Raw genomic sequence first — 18,776 nt, forward strand, 5'->3', positions numbered from 1 at the left:
TCTTATGAGTTCATCCATTGCCGGATTACGGAGGCGGATTCGGGCGGGCTTTCGGCGATCGTGGTGCCGATGCGTTTGAGCGCCGAAAGTTTGATGCGGCCATCGACCTGGGCGAGCGCGATTTCCTGGTCGAGCAGATGCTGGTCGCCGCCGAGCGCGGCGATTTGCTGCATCGCGTCGGGGTCGCCATCGGCGGCGCGCGCGGCCAGCGCCAGGCGCTCGGGGTCGCTGCCGAGCTGTTGCACCTGCTCCGCGACGACGACGGGTTCCGGCGATGGTTTCGGCAGCAACATGCGCAGCACGATCACCCCGACCACCGCGATCACCAGCAGTTCGATCAGCGAGAAAATCTTGTCCATTGGCAACAGCGACAGCAGCCCGCTCTTGTTTTCAGCCAGCGCATCGCCAGCGGTGAAGGGCATGCTCTCGACGACGACGCTATCGCCGCGCTTGGTGTCGATGCCGGCCGCATTTTCGACGATCCGGGTCAGCCGCTGGATCTGGGCAGCGGGAAGGCCCTTCGGGCCGCCATCGACCATCACCGCGATCGACAGCCGCTTGATCTGGCCGGGAACGCGCACCGTTACGGTGTGGGTGCTGCTATTCTCATAAGTGGTGTCTTCGGAATTCTGCGTGCTCGCGGTCTTGCGCGAGGTGCCGGTTCCTCCAGCGGGTGTCGCCTGCGCGTCGGGCAATTGCCCCGCGACCGAGGCTTGCGGCGTGGTCGCGTTGTTCTCGGCATTCTGGTCGCCGGATTCGACCGTGGTCTGATGGCCGATGACCTGCTTGTCGGGGTCGAAGGCGGTGGTTTCCTCGCGCGTCTGGTCGCGGTCGATCAGCGCGGAGACCTCGGCGCGGACCTTGCCCATGCCGACGATCGGGGCGAGCAGCGATTCGATTTCGTCGCGCAATTTGGCCTCGGTGGCGGTCTGGCGCTCATCGGCTTCGGCTCCGCCCGCCGATCCGGCATCGCCCGCACGGGCCAGCAGGGCACCGGTCTGATCGACCACCGACACCGCTTCGGGCGCGAGCTCGGGCACTGAGGAGGCGACGAGATAGCGGATCGAGGCGACCGCTTCGGTGGACAGCCGCCCCTTGGTCTTCACCGTGACGGCGGCGGTCGATTTGCGGCTTTCGGTCGCGAACATCGCGCGCTCGGGCATGACGATGTGAACGCGCGCCTTGGATACGCCGTCCAGGCTTTCGATCGATTTGCCCAATTCGCCTTCGATCGCGCGGGTCTCGTTCAGCTTCGCGCGCGAAGCGGACACGCCGAAGCTCTGTTCGTTGTCGAGCACGTCATAGCCGATCTTGCCGCCAAGATGGTCGCCCGCCATCGCCATGCGCAATTCGGCCAACTTGTCCTGTGGGGCGAGGATCGAGGTGCCGTCGGCGGACAGGCGATACTCGACGCCCTTCGCCTTCAGCTTTTCGGTGATCGATTGGGCGGCGGCAGGATCGAGGTCGGTGAACAAAAAGCCCATCGAAGAGGTCGATCCGCGCGTCGCGACGAACGCCAGCGCCGCCAATACGGCCAGCGCCACACCCGCCATTACGGCAAGCCGTCTTACGCCCAATTGCGAAAAGAGAGTGCGCGCTGCTTCCAAAGTGAGTCCCGATCCTGACCGTCGGGGCGAGCCCCCATGACTATCTTATAGGATGGAGACGGGCGGCAATTTCTGCCGGGCGGAAAAAATTGCCGTGTGGAGCCATCAGGCGGTCGGGGGAGGGGGGAGCAGCGAGGCCAGTTCGCTTTCCACTGCGGCCAGTCGCGCGGCCCTTTCCAGCAGCAGGCCGCCTTGTTCCCAATCGATCAACGCATCGCCCGGGGCGAGCGTCGCATCGGGCACGACGCCGACATGCAGCTTGCGCCGGTCGGCGGCTTGGCGCGCGGCGACGCGCTGCTCGACCGCCTCGACCAGATCGGGGTGGACGCGGACTTGCAGCTCGGTGCCGCGCGCGACCTGCTGCAGCACCCGGCCGATTCCGTCATCGATCAGCCCGGTCGGATCGCGCGCGAGCGCGCGGCCGGCAATGGCATCGGCCGCGGCCAGCGCCACGTCGGTGGCGTCGGCAACGATGCGGCGTGTGGTCTCGGCAAAGCGCGCGTCGAGCGCATCGAGCGCGCCGTGCATCGCATCGATCGCGCACAGCAATGCCGCGTCGCGTTCGGTGCGTGCCTGAGCAAGCCCGGCTTCGAACGCATCGGCGCGGGCGATCGAGAGGGCATTTTCATGATCGGCCTTGCGCGCGTCCAGCTCGGCGCGCAGCGCCGCCTGATCGAGCATCGAATCGGGCATGTCGAACGGCGTCGGGCCCATCTCGGTAAAGACGCGGTCGAAGGCGAAGCGCTGGACGGTTTCAAAACTCATATGCCTGTCTCCGTCACACGATCATCGTGTCGTCGCTCTTGGGATCGACCAGCGTGATTTCCCCGGCATCGGCCAGGGTCTTGGCAAGTCGGACGAGCGAGGACTGGGCTTCTTCGCAATCGCGCGCACGCACCGGCCCCATGCCGGCCATGTCCTCGCGCAGCAGCTTGGCGGCGCGTTCGGTCATGGTGCTGAAGAACAGCTTCTTCATCTCCTCCGGGGCCCCCTTCAGCGCCAGCGCCATTTCGCGCTTGTCGGCATTGCGCACGACCACGCCGATCGCGGCGGGCAGCAAATTGCCCAGATCTTCGAAGGTGAACATCAAGGCGCGAATGCGGATGGCGGATTCGGGCACGCGCTCGTCGAGCGCCGCCAGCATCTTTTCCTCGGTCGCGCGATCGAGCGCGTTGAACATGTCGGCCATCGCCTCATGCGGATCGCGCTTGTTGGAGCGCGACAGATTGGCCATGAATTCGGTGCGCAGCGTCTGCTCGATTTCGAGGATGACTTCCTTCTGGACGGTCTCCATTCGCAACATGCGCATGATGACATCGACCGCAAATTCGCTGGGCAATTCGGACAGCACGCGGGCGGCATGTTCCGAGCGCAGCTTCGACAGGATCACCGCCACCGTCTGCGGATATTCGTGGCGCAGCCCCTGGGCGAGCACGGTTTCGCTGACGTTGGACAGCTTGTCCCACATCGTCCGGCCCGAGGGGCCGCGAATGTCCTCCATGATGTCCTTGACGCGATCGCCCGGCAGGATGCCCGAGAGCAAGCGCTCGGTCGATTCATAGGAACCGTGCAGCGAGGCCATGCTGGCGACCTCGCCGCTGAAATGCACCAGCAGATATTCGACCACCACCGCAGGGATGCGGCCAAGGCCCGCGATCGTGGCGGACAATTCCTTAATTTCGTCGACCGACAGCTGTTCCCAGATCGGCGCGCCATGTTCTCTTCCGAGTGCGAGCATCAAGGCCGCAGCCCGCTGTTGCCCGGTGAATCGCTTCATTTCAGGCGGTTCGCCCATTTGCGCCATCATGTTCACCAATTTTCCCCAGAAAATTCGCCGAAAGCACGGCCTTCGAGCGTCTCTCCCTGCTATTATAGGAAGAGTCTTATAGGGATGACGGAGATGTCGGCGGATTTATCGGGTAGCTTGATCGGTCTCAGCCTCATGACGGGCAGCAATTCGTTCGCGGATTTCAGCGCGTCCAACAGCAGTGCGCCCGCGATCGAGACCAAAGCCGTGCGCGTCGCCAAGGCGCAGTTTACGACTGCGCCAACCACGCCGCCGTGGAAGGAAACGCCGACGACCTTGCCGGTGTCGGCGCAGGTGTCTGCGATCAAGGCGATGACGACGATCATCGACAAGCCCGCGACGGGCCCGGCTGCGCTGCCGAGCGACGTGCAGACCAGCTTTACCACTTATAAGGCGCTCGATCGCTTGCGGCTGCTCGCCGAAACCGCGACCGCCACCACCAGCAACGCCGCGCAGCGCGCGACGCTGCAGACGACCTTCGCCAAAGGCCTGACGGATTTGCAGGGCTTTCTGGCACACGCGCCCAACGGGATACTGGATCTCTCGCTCGCTCAGCCCGCGCGCAGCGCGACGAGCGTCGGGATTCCGTCGCCCGATGCGTACACCGTAAAGGGGCCGGAAGTGGCGGCAAGCCGGTCGGACCCGCTGCCGGGGATGACCGGGCAGGAGCAACTCAAAATCACGCTCTCCAAGCCGGGGGCGAGCGACACGCTGACGGTCGATTTGTCGCAAGGGCCGCAACCGCCGACGCTGGACTCGGTCTCGGACGCGCTCAACGCCGCCATTTCAGCGCTTCCGCGCCTCAATCCTGATGGCAGCTTGCAGCTTGATGACAAGGGGATGCAGCAGCCGAAGTGGCTGGCGCACTTCACCCCGGAACGCGGCACCGACAAATGGGGCCTGACGCTCAACGCGCCCAACGGCACCGACCGTGTGACGATCGACCAGATCAACGCCAAGCCCGCGCTGCTCGTCGCGACCGGAGAGAGCGGGCCGGTCGCGCTCGCACCCGGGCAGACGGCGGTCGCCGGGCAGCAGACCGCCACCACGCCGACCGCGACGCAGATCTTCCGCTTCGCCGATCCTGCCGGCGCGATGGTGCAAAAGTCGGTGGCGACGCTGAGCGCGCTCGACCGTGTTGCCACCGAACAGGCAAAGATCGCCGGCAAGACGACCAGTTCGACGACGACCTTCAAGACCGATTACAATGGCAAGGCGGTGGCGACCACCACCAAGAACACCGCCGTCCAGGCCAATACCGATGCCGCAGCGATGGCGACCGATGCGCAGGGCAACACCTATGTGGTGGGCACGACGCGCGGCGATCTGGGGTCGGAACGCTCGAACGGATCGGACACGCTGTTCCTGACCAAGCTCGACGGCGCGGGCAAGGTCGTATGGGAACGCGGTCTCGGCGCGGCCGGGGCCTCGACCGGCGCTGCCGTCAGTGTCGCCGCCAATGGCGATGTCGTGGTGGCGGGTACCGTCACGGGCAGCCTCGACGGGGTGACGCATGACGGCGACATGTTCGTCGCGCGCTACAGCACGCTGGGCGATGAAGCGTTTACGACGGTGGTGCCGGGCACTGGCAATGACGTCGCCAAAGCGCTCGCCATCGGGAATGATGGTTCGGTCTTCGTCGGGGGCAAGAGCGCGACCGGGGGCGGCGACGCCTTTGTCGCGCGTCTCGATTCGACGGGCCACGTTGCCGATCGTCGCGCGATCGATTCGGGTGGAAGCGAATCGGTCACGGCGCTGGCGATCGGCAGCGACGGCAATGTGCTGGCGCTTGTGAACAACAACGGCACCGCGCAACTGCGCAAGCTCGATGCGAGCGCCCTGTCCAACGATCTGGCGACGCTTGATCTGGGCACCGCCGATGCCCGCGCGCTGGCGGTCGGAAGCGATGGCACGATCGCGGTCGGCGGTTCCGTGAGCGCGGCGCTTTCGGGCACACAGGTGAATGGCACGTCGGGCGGGCGCGATGGCTTTGTCGCGCGCATTGACGGTGCACTGAGCGGCGCGGCGGTCACGTATGTTGGCAGCGCGCAGGATGACCAGGTCGATAGCGTCGCCTTTCTCGACGGTGCGATCTATGTGGGCGGGCGGACGTCCGGCACGATCGGTGCCGCGCGCTCGGGCACGGTGGATGGTTTTGTCAGCCGGATCGACGGCGCGACCGGCGCGATCGCCAGCACCACCCAATTCGGTCAAAGCGGGCAGACGACGCAGCCGGTGCGGCTGGCGGTGGCGGCAACCGGGGATAACAGCCTGGGCGCGATCGGCTTTGGCACGGGCACGATCAACCCCGAAGTCTCGGCCAAATTGGTGACGCAGACCGCACTCCGCGTGGGCGACAGCTTCTCGATCAGCATCGATGGCGGCACCGCCAAGAAGATTACCATCACCGCCGATGACACGATGCAGACGCTGTCGGACCGGATCGGCAAGCTGACGGGCACCAAGGGCAGCACCAGCACGCCCAGGATCAGCGGCATGAAGAGCCTGCGCATCGATGCCGCTGCGGGGCATTCGATCGAGCTTATTCCCGGCACCGGGGATCGCGACGCGCTGTCCAAGCTCGGCATTGCGCCGCAGCGGATCGAGACGCCGCTGCCGGTCGCGGCCAATGCGCCGACCGTGCGACCGGGCGGTGCCTATGGGCTCGACCTCAGCACCTCGCTGACCTTGGCGACGCCTGAGGATGCCAAAGCGGCCTTGGGCAAGATCAAGTCGGCATTGTCGATGACGCAGACTGCGTATCGATCTCTCTATTGGGACGATACCAAGGCGTCGATCGTCAATAACACGAAGAAGGCCGGTGGCGGCACGGTGAGCGCCTATCAGCAGGCGCAACTGGCGGGGTATCAATCTGCCCTTGCGCGCTTGAGCTCGTCGACTTCGGACACGAGCAATAGCGGTTCCCTCGTATCCCTGTTCGGAGGCTGAGCATGGCTGTTCCCGCGATCCTGTCGGGCATCCGCACCGAAATGAAGCATCTGGCCGATCGCCAGCGCGTCATTTCGCAAAATATCGCCAATTCCGAGACGCCGGGCTTCAAGGCCCGCGATGTCGCGGCCCCCAATTTCTCGGCGCTGCTTGCGGCGCAAGGCGGCGCGGCGGGCGGTGCACCGGGTATCGCCGTGCCCACGGTGCAATTGACCGAGGGCATGGCCGCGCTCGGCGCGCGTGCGCCGATGGGGGCATCGTCGATCCTCGATACCAATGTGAGCGAGACCAAGCCTGACGGCAACAACGTCACGCTGGAAGATCAATTGCTCAAGATGGGGCAGATCCAGGCCGATTTCGCGGCGATGACCAACATTTACCGCAAACAGCTTTCGATGCTGAAGACGGCGATTGGCCATGGCGGGTAAGGCGTTGGCCTTATAGCGGCTGGGCCTCTGCGGTCGCCGGGCGGGCCACATGGACTGCCATGCCGGTGGCTGCCGCCGCCGTGACAAAGCGGTGGGGCGGCGGCGCATCGGTCACCAGATCGGCAACATCGCCAAAGCCTGCCACCCGCGTTGTGCCCTTGCGCCCGAATTTGGTCGAATCCGCCAGCACGACGATCCGGCGCGCACTTTCGATCAAGGCGCGTTTGAAGGTGGCTTCGTCGGGCTCGAAATCGAGGAAGCCGCGCTCCACATCGATCGCGCCCATCGAAAAAATCGTCAAATCGGGAATGAAGCCGCCACAATAAGCGATCGCCTCCGGCCCGAAGGCGGCGCGATAATCGTGATTGATGATGCCGCCTGCGAGGAACAGGCGTTGTTTCGGGCGGCCGAGCACTTCGCTCGCGACCTCGATACTGTTGGTGACGATGGTGAGATCGGGCACCCGCGCCAGCGCGCGCACCAGCCAGAAGGATGTGGTGCCCGAATCGATCAGCAGCGACATGCCCGGCTCGACCAGTTCTGCAGCCGCCCGGCCGATCTGTTGTTTGGCATCGGCTTGCTCGCGGAAACGCAAGCGATAGGGCGCTTCGAAGTCCGCATCGGGCATGCGCACGCCGCCATGCACCTTCAGCACGCGGCCGGTTTGCTCCAATTGGCGGATATCGCGGCGGATCGTTTCTTCTGAACAGTCAAAGCGTGCCGCCAGCTCCGCGATCGACAGGCTGGAGCGCGCCTCGAGCAATTTGAGGATCGCCGCAATCCGCGAACTCTGGATGACGCGCGGCCCTGGAGCATCGTCGAGCGGAGAGAACGGAGTCTGCATGGCCGGATCATATCGCGGCTGTCACACAATGGAAACTCACATTTATCCACATCAAAGCCGCCATAAAACCACAAAATGTCACATGAGCGTCATGTGCGCGCTCTACCGGCCGGGTCGGGCAGCGCGGCATGGGCTTTCACCGCCGCGCAGGGAGGGCACCAAAATGCGTAAAATGAGCACGGCGATCCTGGCGATCGCAACCGCCACGAGCGGAGTTTTTGCAACCAGCGCGATGGCGCAGACCGCGACCGATCCAGCCGCCGCCAGCACCGATGCGGCACCGGCCGATATCGTCGTCAACGGCTATATCCAGTCGCTCGCCAAAGCGCGTGCCCTGAAGCGCGATTCCAACATCGTCAAGGATGTGATCGTCGCGGAAGACATGGCGAAGTTCCCCGAACTCAACCTGGCCGAATCGATCCAGCGCCTGCCGGGCGTGGCGATCAACCGCGAAGCGGGCGAAGGCCGCCGCATCACGCTGCGCGGCCTGGGGCCGGATTATACCCGCGTCCAGCTCAACGGCATGGAAGTGCTGGGCAACGTCGACTCAGCGATGGACAGCCGTGGCCAGCGCTCGCGCGACCGCGCGTTCGACTTCAATATCTTCGCGTCCGAACTGTTCTCGCGCATCGAGGTCGAAAAGACCTATCAGGCGGCGCAGAATGAAGGCGGCATGGCCGGCACGGTCGGCCTGTTCACCGCCAAGCCGCTGGAATATAAGCAGGGCATTACCGGCGCGATCTCGGCGAAGCTCGGCACCAACAGCTACACCAAGGATGCGCAGCCGCGCATCGCCGCGATGATCGGCCAGAATTGGGGCGACACCTTCGGCGTGCTCGTCTCGGTCGCCTATTCGAAGCGCAAGACCGAAGAGCAGGGCTACAACACCTATTCGCCGACCCAGCTCAGCGCGAGCAAGATCGCCGGTTACCTCAAAAGCGGCCTCGACATCTCGTCATTGTCTGCCGACCAGCAGACCAAGTTCAAGTCGGGCGATCTGGTGTTCGCCTCGGGTAACCGCCTGTCGGTCTGGGACGCCCAGCAGGAGCGTCTCGGCCTGACGCTTGCCACCCAGTGGCGTCCGGCGGACAATGTGCTGTTGACGCTCGATGCGCTGCATGGCGAATTCACCACGCACCGCGACGAATATCATCTCGCGACGCGGCCCAACAACACCTCGGGCTCGGTCGCGTTCGACACGACGTCCAAGATCAACGCGATCCATTGGGACAGCAGCAACTTCGTCGATTCGATCAACGTCGATAACGTGACCTATGCCAGCGAACATCGCCGCTCGCTCAACAAGAACCGCTTCAACCAGATCGCGCTGACCGGCAAATGGGATGTGAACGACAATCTCGGCTTTGACGGGCATGTCGGCTATGAAGATTCGAAATACACCACGCCGTATGACGACAAGCTCTACCTGCGCGCTTACGGTGGCATGACCACGACCTATGCGGCGGACGGCACCTCGGCGACCAACGTCTATCGTTGGAACACCACCGATGCGTCGAAATATGAGTTCAAGGAATTCTACTTCCGCGAATTCTGGAACAAGACCAGCCTGCGTGAAGCGACCGGCAACGCCCACCTGAAGCTGGGCGACGTGTTCACGTTGCGCGGCGGGGCGAGCTATCGCCGCTACAGCACGTCGGGCTCCGAAATCTACAATGACGGGCAGTTCCGCCAATTTACCGGCACCGCGGTGACCGCCTATGCGGACGTCTTCACGCAGAACAAGGCGGCGAGCTGGATCACCGGCAATTATGCGGCCGCGTTCGCCCAATATAATGCGTCGCACACCACCGCCGGTGCGACCGACATCGAAAACACCTACACCGTCACCGAAACCACCAAGGCGACCTATGGCCAGCTCGATTGGGATGGCCATGTTGCGGGGATGCGGCTGCGCGGCAATGTCGGCCTTCGCGCATATTTCACCGACCTCAACAGCAATGGCCTGATCACCAACAGCAACGATACGCCGATCGGCAGCAACGTCACCAAATCGAGCTATTCGGGCGTGCTCCCGGCACTCAACGCCATTTTGGAAGTCACGCCGAGCTTCCTCATCCGCGTGGCGGCTGCCAAGAACATCAACCGTCCCTCGCTGGGTTCGCTGGCGGCGGCGGGCAGCGCCAATGCCGATAGCGGCCAGATCACCGCAAGCGTCGGCAACCCCAACCTGCAGCCGTATAAGGACAATGCTTACGACCTGTCGGCCGAATGGTATTTCGGCAAGATCGGGCTGATCTCGGTTGGCGTGTTCCACAAGGACATCAGCAACCTGATCTCGACCGAGACGCTGTACAATGTCCCGTTCAGCACGACGGGCCTGCCGCTTTCGACGCTGTCGGGCGTGACGCCGACCACCATCGTCGCGCAATTCTCGCGGCCGGTGAACCTGAGCAAGGCCTATGTCACCGGTTTCGAGGCCGCGGCGCAGACCAACTTCACCTTCCTGCCGGCCCCGTTCGACAAGTTCGGCGTTTCGGCGAACGTGACGGTGCTCGATTCGAACGCGCCGGTGAAGGGCATCAAGTCTCCGATCCCGGGTCTGTCGAAGACCAACGCCAACGGCACGCTGTATTACGAAACCAAGCGCTGGGGCATTCGCGGATCGGCGAACTATCGGTCGTCCTATCTGCTCAGCGTCTATGACGGCTCCAACCCGGCGAGCCAGGACGGTTTCGACGGCACGGTGTATGTCGACGCAGCGGCGTTCGTGAACCTTACGAGCAAGCTGCGCCTGACGGTGGACGCAATCAACATCGCCAACACCACCGAGGTGCAGTATAACAGCATCTATCACCGCTTGCATAACGAGACTCAGAGTGGCCGTACCGTCTTTGCCGGTTTCACGCTGAAGTTCTGACGACCCCCACCGGGCGGCGCGTCGGGCTTGTCCGGCGCGCCGTCTTCTTGTGAATGGACGAACGCCCATGTCGCTGCCCCCCGCCGATCGCCGCGCCTTCCTGAAGACCCTGATGGCCGGTGGCGGCGCGGCGGCGGGCGGCATGTTCCCGTCGATTGCGCGCGCCTTGTCGATCCCCGCCAATCGCCGCACGGGGACGGTGATGGATGTCGAACATGTCGTGATCCTCACCCAGGAAAACCGCGCGTTCGACCATTATTTCGGGGCGATGCCAGGGGTGCGCGGCTTTGGCGATCGCTTTGCCATTCCCGTGCCCGATCTGGGCGAACGGCGCGGGGCGACGGTGTTCGTGCAGCCGAGCGAACATGCCGGGCCGCCCGACTGGATCGCGCCCTTCCACCTCGATACCAAGCGTGATTTCCGGCTGATGCGGCCGCTCGGCACGCCGCACGGTTTCCCCGACAGCCAGGCGGCGTGGGACAATGGCCGCATGGGCGGCTGGCCCAAGGCCAAGCACGACCATGCGATGGCCTATTTCACGCGCGAGGATATTCCCTTCCAATATGCGCTGGCCGAGTCCTTCACGCTGTGCGACGCCTATCATTGCGCTTTGCATCTCAGCACCAATCCCAACCGGCTCTATGTGTGGACCGGCACGCATGATCCGCAGGGGCGCGGGCATGGCCCGGCGATCGACAATGGCTATGACGGGCTGGAAGATCCGCGCGGCCATGGCGGCTATGCCTGGACGACCTATCCCGAGCGGCTGCAGGCGGCGGGGATCAGCTTCCAAATCTATCAGCAGATGGAGGACAATTTCAGCGACAACCCGCTGATCGGTTTCCGCCGCTATCGCGATGCGCGCAAGGCGACGTCGGGGCCGGACGCCGATCTGATCCGGCGGACGCTGACAACGCGCGGGCTCGATTTGCTCAAGGCCGATGTGCTGGCCGACACACTTCCCCAAGTCTCATGGATCATCGCGCCGACGGCGGCGTCCGAACATCCGAGCGTTTCCACGCCGCTGCAGGGGGCGGACTATACCGCACAGGTGCTCGACGCGCTGACCGCCAATCCCGAGGTTTGGGCCAAGACAGTGCTGTTGCTCAATTTCGATGAGAATGACGGGCTGTTCGACCATGTCCCGCCGCCCGCACCGCCCGCGCACGATCCGCGCGATCCGGCACGCTTGCTCGGCGGCACCACGGTTGCGGCCCAGGACGAATATCATCGGCATTCGCAAGGCGAGGCCGATGCGGCGTATCTCGGCCGTCCTTATGGTCTGGGGCCGCGCGTGCCGATGTATGTCGTCTCGCCGTGGAGCCGCGGCGGCTATGTCGCGTCCGAAGTGTTCGATCACACCAGCGTGATCCGCTTCCTCGAAACCCGCTTCGGCGTGGCCGAACCCAATATCAGCGCGTGGCGGCGTGCGGTCTGCGGTGATCTGACGTCTTGCTTCGATTTTTCGCGTGCCGATGACCGGGCCTTTGCCAGCGCCTTGCCGCCGACGCGGGCGCTGTCCGACCGTGCAGCGACGCTCAAGGAAATGCGCCCGCTGCCGCCCGCCGCGCTGACCGCGCCGGTGCAGGAAGCGGGCATTCGCCGCCGCCGCGCAACGCCCTATCGGCTCGATGCGACGCTGGCGGTTGTTCCGGGGCAAACGCCGGGCCTGCTGCTGTCCAACACCGGGCGCGAGCGGGCGGCGGTGTTCCACCTCTATCCGCTGACCGATCTGGCGGGCGGGCCGCGCCGCTACACCGTGGGCGCAGGGCAATCGCTTTCCGCCGAACTGCCGGTGGGCGCGGATGGGGCCTATGATGCGTTCCTGCTCGGGCCGGCCGGGTTCCACCGGCGCTTCACCGGGCGCAGCGCGGGCTTCGCGCCAGTGCTGGAGGGCGAGGGCAAGCGGACGACATTGCGGATACGCAACCATAAAGACGGCGCGTTAGCGCTTAGCGTGCACGATCTCGCTTATGGCCAGCCACCGCGCACGATGCATGTTGCCGCGCGCGCCGAAAGCGTCGTGCCGGTCGATCTGTCCGGCAGCCATGGCTGGTACGATCTGCTCGTCACGAGTGCTTCCGAGCAGGTGCGGCTTGCCGGGCATCGGGAGAGCGGCACCGAAGGGTTTAGCGATCCGGTCGCGCATGGCGCGGCTCCGCTGGTGATGGCGTCGCCCAACCCGGTCGCGTGAGGCGACCGGAGCTTCAATAATACGCGCGCGCCAGCACCTCCGCCTCGATCGCGCACGCAGCGGGATCGACCTTGGGGGCGGTCATGCGGGCGCGGACGAGTTCGACGCGCGCCAGATCGAGCTGCTGGCGGAACGAGGCGGAGCCGTGCAGCACCGCCGACGCTGCGGCCCCGGCTTGCCAGCCACCCTCGACCGCGCTGGCCGAATGCGCGCCGCAAATCACGCGGCTTTCGCCCGCCTGGCGACCGCGCGCGAGGATCTCGCTCGCCCGGTCGGGCGCGAGTTCGGCGAGCAACAACGCCTCCAGCCAGCCATTGGCTGCATGGCCCGAGGGATAATCGCCGCTGCGGGCGAGCGCGGCGGTGCGCGCCTGGCAGATGGGCGCATCGTTGTCGGCATAGGGCCGGGCCCGCGCGTAATGGGTTTTGACGGGCTCGACGAGGAAACCCGCGCCTGCACGGTCGAAGAGACTGGCGAGGATTGGCACGTCGCTGGCCTTCAACGTCACGCCGAGCGCGCAGGCATAACGCGACAACGGGCCATTCTCGACATCGCGCTGTGCAATCTGCCAGCGCGGACTGCCTTCCAGCGCGCGCGTCGCCTGGAAGATGGCGCGATCGGCAATATCGCGCGGCGATCCGGCGGCGGGTGGGGCGGACAGGATGCGCACCCCATCCACGGGCAGCATCCATGGATCGCCGATCGCGGCGACGGCGCTGCCCATTGTCGCAACCGCGACGAGGCCTGCGAGGAAAAGGCGCTTAGACATAGAGACGCATCTCTCCAATGGCGGGGTCGGTCCGGCCCGGTCGTCCGTTTTCGACCTTGCCCGCGAAGCGACGCAAAAAGGTGGGGTCGTCGGGCGAACGGATTGTCAGGTCATACCAGCGGTCGCTCGCCGCCAGATCCCAGCGGTCGCGCAGCGTTGCTCCGGCGGGCACCGTGAGGTCGCGCGTTCGCGCGGCCACAGTTGGATAGGCCGGATCGAGCGTGATCGTGTAGCGGCGCGGCGCGGTGCCGGGATTGGCGAGCAGGAGCTCGACCGCATCCTGGCTGGGCAGCGCGACCATGCCGACCTCTGCCGTGTCCGCCAACGTTCCGGCATAGCGGCGCAGCAGCCCGTCAGGGCCGATCACGCTCAGGTCGTAGCGGTCGGTGACGGTGCCGTCGTCATGCCACTGCGTGCTGGCATAGTGGTCGCCCGCGCCGATCGTATAGTGCCATGGGCCGCCGCGATCGAGATTGTCGTGGACGGTCAACACCGCGCCGGTCGTGCCGCGATTGATCAGGTCGATCCGGAAGCGCCGATCCGCATCGACCCGAGCGAGGATGTCGAGCCGATAGGGCAGCGCGCGGGCCGGCCGTTGCCCCGCCATTTGGCGCGCTGCGCGTTGCACCGCCGGAATTGCGGTGGCGCGCCCGGCCTGGGAGCGCGCGATGCGCTGTTCGAAATCGGCGGTGCCGGGCAAGGTGAGGCTCGCCCAGTCGCGATTGGGGTGCGCGAAATCGAAGGCGGAGATGAGGTCGCCACACACCGCGCGCCGCCATGGCCCGATATTGGGTTCTGCCACGCCGAAGCGCGCCTCGAGAAAGCGCAGCACCGATGTATGGTCGAACAGTTCGGAGCAGACAAAGCCGCCGCGGCTCCACGGCGACACGAGGAGTGCGGGCACGCGAATGCCCAGGCCGATCGGCTGTGCGCCCGGATTGTCGCCGCTGGCATAATGCTTCGCTTCCCCGGCGATCGAGACGGTGCTGTGGCCCGGCACGTCCCCCACCGGCGGCACGGGCGAGGGCATATGGTCGTAAAAGCCGCCGCTCTCGTCATAATTGACGATGAACACCGTTTTGGCAAAGACCTCGGGATGGTCGACCAAGGCGGCGATCAGCTCGGCGCAAAGATGTTCGCCGCGCGCGGGCACGGCGGTCGGATGTTCGGACAGGTCGGCGGCGGTGACGATCCACGACACTTGCGGCAAGGTCCCCGCCGCCAGATCGCGCCGGAAGCCCTCGACCAGTTGCTCCCCGTCCGAGCGGGTGCGGTCGGCACCGGTCTTATGTTCGCTCACCCACGATCGACCGCGCCGGTACAAAGCGGAATCGCGCGCGCACGGGCGGAAGGCGGGAAAGACCGACAGCGTGTTGTCGCCGAAATTGTCATATTCCTGATAGACCTTCCAGCTTACCCCCGCTTGTTCCAGCCGCTCGGCATAAGTGGTCCAGCGATAGGCATCGGGGCGTAGCGGCTGGTCGGTCGCCATGTCAGCGCTGGGCGTTTCGTCCTCGCCATAATTGTCCATTTCGGGATCGCCACCGACGGTGCCGCCGCCATTGCAGCCGGTGAACAAATGCAGCCGGTTGGGATAGGTCTGCGTCAGCGTCGAGGCGTGATAGGCGTCGCAAATTGTGAACGCATTGGCGAGTGCGTAATAAAAGGGCAGGTCGCCCGCGCCATAATGCAGCATCCGCTGGTGCAATTGCCGCGTCGCGCCCCAGCGATCGCACCGACCCCGGTTGAAGATGGTGAGATTGTGCTGATGGCCCTGTTCGGAGCCATCGACGCGGAACGACTGCGTCGTGGTCGAATCGCCGTGGAAGGGCAGCACGAAGCCATCGGGATGCTGTGCGCTTGGTTGCGCCCACACGCTGCGCCCGCCGGGCAGGCGCAGTGGACGCGGATCGCCCAGCCCGCGCACGCCATTATAGCTGCCGAAATAATGATCGAACGAGCGGTTTTCCTGCATGAAGATCACGACATGCTCGACATCGCGGATCGTGCCGGTCGGGCTGTTGGCGGCGATCGCGGCGGCGCGCTCGATCAGGCCCGGCAGCATCCCGGCTGCGCCCGCACCGGCCCCCGCCGCCATCTGCAGAAACCGCCGTCTGGTCGCATCGCTCACCACAAACCTCCGTCGATCCGGGCGGGTGTCGCCAGCGGGTCACAAATCTGGTATAGTCCAGTTAAGCGACAATCGTGCGACACTCGCGCTTGGGGTCATCGCTTTTGCAAAGGAAAATGTCATGTCCGCCGCCCTTATCGACCAGATTTACGCGATGTTCGCCGAGCATGGCGACGATCGTTATGGCGAGGAGGTCGATCAGGTACAGCATGTGCTGCAAGCCGCGCAGGCTGCGCGCGAAGATGGCGCGTCGGACACGCTGATTGCGGCGGCCTTGCTCCATGACATTGGTCAGTTCGTCGACGGGGCCGGGCTTGCTGCCGATCTGCACGGCGCGGACGCGCGGCACGAAGAGCTTGGCGCGGCGTTGCTCGCCACGGCCTTTCCCCCCGCCGTATATGAGCCGGTGCGCCTGCACGTCGCCGCCAAGCGCTATCTCTGCGCGGTCGAGCCGCGCTATGAAGCGGGCCTGAGTGCCGCCTCCGCGCTCAGCCTGCGCTTGCAGGGCGGTGCGTTTGATGCAGCGGGCATCGCCGCGTTCGAACAGGAACCGTATTTCGCCGATGCGGTGGCGCTGCGCCGCTATGACGATATCGGCAAACAGCCCGATTGGCAGGTGCCTGATCTCGCCAGCTATCGCCCGCTGCTGGAACGGCTCGCGGTGCACACGCTGGCGTGACCCTCCGGCTTCGGCCATGACGGAGCGTATGCAGAACGCAGCAGACGCTGGGCCAGGCCCACACTATCTCGCGCTGCGCGATCACCTGGCCGGGGAGATCGCGCAGGGGACACTAGCCGTGGGGGCGCGGCTACCGTCCGAGCGGCAGCTTCAGCTTGGGTCGGGCGCGGCGCGCGGCACGGTGCGCGAGGCGCTGTTCCAATTGGAGGCGGAGGGGCTGATCTATCGGCGCGACCGCAGCGGCTGGTACGTCTCGCCACCGCCGGTGGTCTATGATCCGACGCGCTGGGCGGGCTTCATGGCCTATGTCGCCGAGCAGGGCCGCGTGCCGACGACCGAAACGCTGGGCAAGCAGTCGGTGGCGGCGTCGGCGGCGGACGCGGCGGTGTTCGGTTGCGCAATTGGCACGCCGTTGTTCGCGCTCGACCGCCGCCGCGCGATCGACGGGCGACCGGTGCTGGTCGAGCGGATCCTGGTCGATCCCGCGATCGCGCCCGACTTGCTCGATGAGGGTCTGGATGGCTCGCTGACGGCGGTGCTGACCGGGCGCTATGGTGTTCGGGTGGTGCGCAACCATGTCGAGATGCGGCCGTGCGCGCTGATCAAGGATGTCGCGCGGGCGCTGGGGGTTGCGTCGGGCACGCCGGGGTTGCTGGTCGTGCGCCGCAGTTACGATGCGGGCGACCGCATCATCGAATATGACCATGAATATTGGCGCCACGACGCGATCCGCGTGCTGGTCGAGGTGCGCACGCGCGATTAGCCCTTGCTGAGTGCGTAGGCCTGCGTCCCGTGCGTAAGGACGCGGTCCTGGGGCAGCAGCGTCGCGACCGGTATGTCGGACATGCCGACCAGTTCCTCATAAAGCGGCGCGAAATCGGTCTCGACCGTCACGCGCAGCAGTTCGTCGAAGCTCGGGATCACGAAATAATTCTGCTGGAAATCGTCAATCCGGTAGTCGGTGCGCATCACGCGTTTGAGATCGAAGGCGATGCGGTTGGGGCTGGCATCGTCGAGCGCAAAGCGGCTTTCGGCGAAGCTGGAGACGATGCCCGCGCCATAGATGCGCAAACCCTCGGGCTCGGCGATCAGCCCGAATTCGACCGTATACCAGTAAAGCCGCCCGAGATATTTGAGCGCATCCAGCCCCTGCGCGCGCTGCCCGCCGCGCCCATAGGCCGCGAGATAATCGGCAAAGACCGGATCGGCGAGCATCGGCACATGGCCGAACACGTCGTGGAACACGTCGGGTTCCTGCAGATAATCGAGCTGGTCGGGGCGGCGGATGAAATTGCCCGCGACGAAGCGGCGATTGGCCATGTGATCGAAGAACACGTCATCGGGCACCAGCCCCGGCACCGCCACGACTTGCCAGCCGGTCAGCTTCATCAGCCGTTCCGACAGCTCCTCGAAATCGGGAATGCCGGGTTTGGACAGCTTCAGTACATCCAGCCCGCGTAAATAGGCGTCCGAGGCACGGCCCGGGAGCAGCTTCGCCTGACGGGCGAACAGCGTGTCCCACACCCGGTGTTCCTCGGGCGTGAAGTGCGCCCAGTCTTGCGGGATCGTCCAATCATCCGCCGCGTTGGCTGGTGGGCGGTCGAGAACATGCGTTTCTTCGGTCATGTCGATAGGGTATCATAGTGGTGGCAGGGCAGGAAATAGGTTGCAGATGAAACGACTGTCCCATGCGGCGTACCAAGTCCTGCCCGCATGAAGCCCCCATCGAAACTTTTATGGGCGCTGGAACTGCCACGCGGCGCATGGGGCCTCGCCTCGCTGGCGGGGGCGCACGCGCTGTTGGCGCAGGCTCCGCGTGGTGACGGGCGACCCGTGCTGCTGCTGCCGGGGTTGTTCAACAGCGATGTTTCAGGCGTGTTCCTGCGGCGCTATCTGTGTCGGCTCGGCTATCGCGCCGAGGGCTGGGGGCTTGGACGCAATCTCGGCGCGCGCACGATTGGACCGAACGGCGAGCGGCTGTTGGCGCGCATCCGCGCTTTGTATGACGAAACGGGCGCGCCGGTAACGCTGGTCGGCGTCAGCCTGGGCGGGATCATGGCGCGGTTCGCGGCGCACCGCTTGCCCGCCATGGTGCGCGAGGTGGTGACGATCAGTTCGCCCTTTGCAGGCGACCCGCGCGCGACCAATGTGTGGCGCGCGTTCGAACTGCTAACCGGGGAGCGCGTCGACGCGCCGCATGTCCGCGCGCAAAGCGCGCTTGTCGCGGAGCCGTTGCCGGTGCCGAGCACCGCGATCTGGAGCCGCAGCGACGGGCTGGTCAACGGCATGATCTGTCATGATGCCGCCGGTCGCGCGATCGAGGTGCGCAGCAGCCATGTCGGGGTGCAGGTGCGCCCGGCGGTGATGCTGGCGGTGGCGCGGGTGCTGGGCAGCGCACCCCCGTAACGCGCGCCTGCGAACCGCCGGTTTAGAGTGTCAGGACGTTTGACGGACCCCCCTCCCCTTCAGGGGAGGGGCTTGCGGATCAAT

14 protein-coding genes are annotated in these 18,776 nt (G+C 65.3%); 7 read left to right on the forward strand and 7 right to left on the reverse strand.

The features are described from left to right. Positions 1–2: 2 nt before the first annotated feature. The 3 genes from fliF to H4W01_RS02140 form a co-directional block, all read right to left on the reverse strand. Positions 3–1,553 (reverse strand): flagellar basal-body MS-ring/collar protein FliF, encoded by a 1,551-nt coding sequence (gene fliF, locus H4W01_RS02130; protein WP_334685121.1) that lies wholly within the window; start codon positions 1,551–1,553, stop codon positions 3–5. A gap of 159 nt (positions 1,554–1,712) precedes the next feature. Beyond that, positions 1,713–2,372 carry a FliH/SctL family protein gene (locus H4W01_RS02135; protein ID WP_209609710.1) on the reverse strand — a complete coding sequence of 220 codons (660 nt, stop codon included), beginning with the start codon at positions 2,370–2,372 and terminating at the stop codon, positions 1,713–1,715. Positions 2,373–2,385: 13 nt separating this feature from the next. After that, positions 2,386–3,414: a flagellar motor switch protein FliG gene (locus H4W01_RS02140; RefSeq protein WP_435804090.1), complete on the reverse strand. Its 1,029-nt coding sequence runs from the start codon at positions 3,412–3,414 to the stop codon at positions 2,386–2,388. 84 nt (positions 3,415–3,498) lie between these two features. On the opposite strand from H4W01_RS02140, the gene H4W01_RS02145 reads away from it, so the two are divergent. After that, positions 3,499–6,363: a hypothetical protein gene (locus H4W01_RS02145; protein ID WP_209609712.1), complete on the forward strand. Its 2,865-nt coding sequence runs from the start codon at positions 3,499–3,501 to the stop codon at positions 6,361–6,363. A gap of 2 nt (positions 6,364–6,365) precedes the next feature. After that, on the forward strand, positions 6,366–6,791 hold the full coding sequence (locus H4W01_RS02150; protein WP_209609713.1) for a flagellar basal body protein: 426 nt from the start codon (positions 6,366–6,368) through the stop codon (positions 6,789–6,791). A 10-nt stretch (positions 6,792–6,801) separates the two neighbouring features. On the opposite strand, the gene H4W01_RS02155 is transcribed toward H4W01_RS02150, so the two are convergent. After that, complete coding sequence (locus tag H4W01_RS02155) at positions 6,802–7,635, reverse strand: DeoR/GlpR family DNA-binding transcription regulator (RefSeq protein ID WP_209609714.1); 834 nt, start codon at positions 7,633–7,635, stop codon at positions 6,802–6,804. Between the two features lie 163 nt (positions 7,636–7,798). Here H4W01_RS02155 and H4W01_RS02160 point away from each other — a divergent pair, with 163 nt between their 5' ends. Then, a complete protein-coding gene (locus H4W01_RS02160; RefSeq protein WP_334685122.1) occupies positions 7,799–10,513 on the forward strand; it encodes a TonB-dependent receptor in 2,715 nt (904 codons plus the stop codon). Positions 10,514–10,580: 67 nt separating this feature from the next. Continuing rightward, entirely contained in the window at positions 10,581–12,707 is a 2,127-nt protein-coding gene (locus H4W01_RS02165; protein WP_209609715.1) for a phosphocholine-specific phospholipase C, read from the forward strand. Positions 12,708–12,720: 13 nt separating this feature from the next. Here the strand turns inward: H4W01_RS02165 and H4W01_RS02170 are convergent, their stop codons facing one another. Both H4W01_RS02170 and H4W01_RS02175 read right to left on the reverse strand, forming a co-directional pair. Then, complete coding sequence (locus H4W01_RS02170; protein WP_209609716.1) at positions 12,721–13,476, reverse strand: acid phosphatase; 756 nt, start codon at positions 13,474–13,476, stop codon at positions 12,721–12,723. Then, on the reverse strand, positions 13,469–15,607 hold the full coding sequence (locus tag H4W01_RS02175; protein WP_209609717.1) for a phosphocholine-specific phospholipase C: 2,139 nt from the start codon (positions 15,605–15,607) through the stop codon (positions 13,469–13,471). Before H4W01_RS02175 ends, H4W01_RS02170 begins: the two co-directional genes overlap by 8 nt. Positions 15,608–15,728: 121 nt before the next feature. Between H4W01_RS02175 and H4W01_RS02180 the strand changes: the two genes are divergently transcribed. Further along, positions 15,729–16,286 (forward strand): HD domain-containing protein, encoded by a 558-nt coding sequence (locus tag H4W01_RS02180; RefSeq protein WP_010406990.1) that lies wholly within the window; start codon positions 15,729–15,731, stop codon positions 16,284–16,286. Positions 16,287–16,314: 28 nt separating this feature from the next. Then, a complete protein-coding gene (locus H4W01_RS02185) occupies positions 16,315–17,049 on the forward strand; it encodes a UTRA domain-containing protein (protein ID WP_209609718.1) in 735 nt (244 codons plus the stop codon). On the opposite strand, the gene phhA is transcribed toward H4W01_RS02185, so the two are convergent. Next, complete coding sequence (gene phhA, locus H4W01_RS02190) at positions 17,046–17,912, reverse strand: phenylalanine 4-monooxygenase (RefSeq protein ID WP_209609719.1); 867 nt, start codon at positions 17,910–17,912, stop codon at positions 17,046–17,048. The genes H4W01_RS02185 and phhA overlap by 4 nt on opposite strands. Positions 17,913–17,999: 87 nt before the next feature. Here phhA and H4W01_RS02195 point away from each other — a divergent pair, with 87 nt between their 5' ends. Continuing rightward, positions 18,000–18,692 carry an esterase/lipase family protein gene (locus tag H4W01_RS02195; RefSeq protein ID WP_209609720.1) on the forward strand — a complete coding sequence of 231 codons (693 nt, stop codon included), beginning with the start codon at positions 18,000–18,002 and terminating at the stop codon, positions 18,690–18,692. Positions 18,693–18,776 lie beyond the last annotated feature (84 nt).

Source organism: Sphingomonas sp. PL20 (assembly GCF_017875905.1).
GTDB classification, from domain to species: domain Bacteria; phylum Pseudomonadota; class Alphaproteobacteria; order Sphingomonadales; family Sphingomonadaceae; genus Sphingomonas; species Sphingomonas echinoides.

Excerpts from the sequence above, each read along its gene's own strand:
- H4W01_RS02140 (WP_435804090.1), bottom strand. The coding sequence starts at position 3,414 with ATGATGGCGCAAATGGGCGAACCGCCTGAAATGAAGCGATTCACCGGG.
- H4W01_RS02165 (WP_209609715.1), top strand. The coding sequence starts at position 10,581 with ATGTCGCTGCCCCCCGCCGATCGCCGCGCCTTCCTGAAGACCCTGATG.
- H4W01_RS02135 (WP_209609710.1), bottom strand. The coding sequence starts at position 2,372 with ATGAGTTTTGAAACCGTCCAGCGCTTCGCCTTCGACCGCGTCTTTACC.
- H4W01_RS02185 (WP_209609718.1), top strand. The coding sequence starts at position 16,315 with ATGCAGAACGCAGCAGACGCTGGGCCAGGCCCACACTATCTCGCGCTG.
- H4W01_RS02170 (WP_209609716.1), bottom strand. The coding sequence starts at position 13,476 with ATGTCTAAGCGCCTTTTCCTCGCAGGCCTCGTCGCGGTTGCGACAATG.
- H4W01_RS02180 (WP_010406990.1), top strand. The coding sequence starts at position 15,729 with ATGTCCGCCGCCCTTATCGACCAGATTTACGCGATGTTCGCCGAGCAT.
- H4W01_RS02160 (WP_334685122.1), top strand. The coding sequence starts at position 7,799 with ATGCGTAAAATGAGCACGGCGATCCTGGCGATCGCAACCGCCACGAGC.
- H4W01_RS02150 (WP_209609713.1), top strand. The coding sequence starts at position 6,366 with ATGGCTGTTCCCGCGATCCTGTCGGGCATCCGCACCGAAATGAAGCAT.
- H4W01_RS02145 (WP_209609712.1), top strand. The coding sequence starts at position 3,499 with ATGACGGAGATGTCGGCGGATTTATCGGGTAGCTTGATCGGTCTCAGC.
- phhA (WP_209609719.1), bottom strand. The coding sequence starts at position 17,912 with ATGACCGAAGAAACGCATGTTCTCGACCGCCCACCAGCCAACGCGGCG.
- H4W01_RS02155 (WP_209609714.1), bottom strand. The coding sequence starts at position 7,635 with ATGCAGACTCCGTTCTCTCCGCTCGACGATGCTCCAGGGCCGCGCGTC.
- fliF (WP_334685121.1), bottom strand. The coding sequence starts at position 1,553 with ATGGCGGGTGTGGCGCTGGCCGTATTGGCGGCGCTGGCGTTCGTCGCG.
- H4W01_RS02195 (WP_209609720.1), top strand. The coding sequence starts at position 18,000 with ATGAAGCCCCCATCGAAACTTTTATGGGCGCTGGAACTGCCACGCGGC.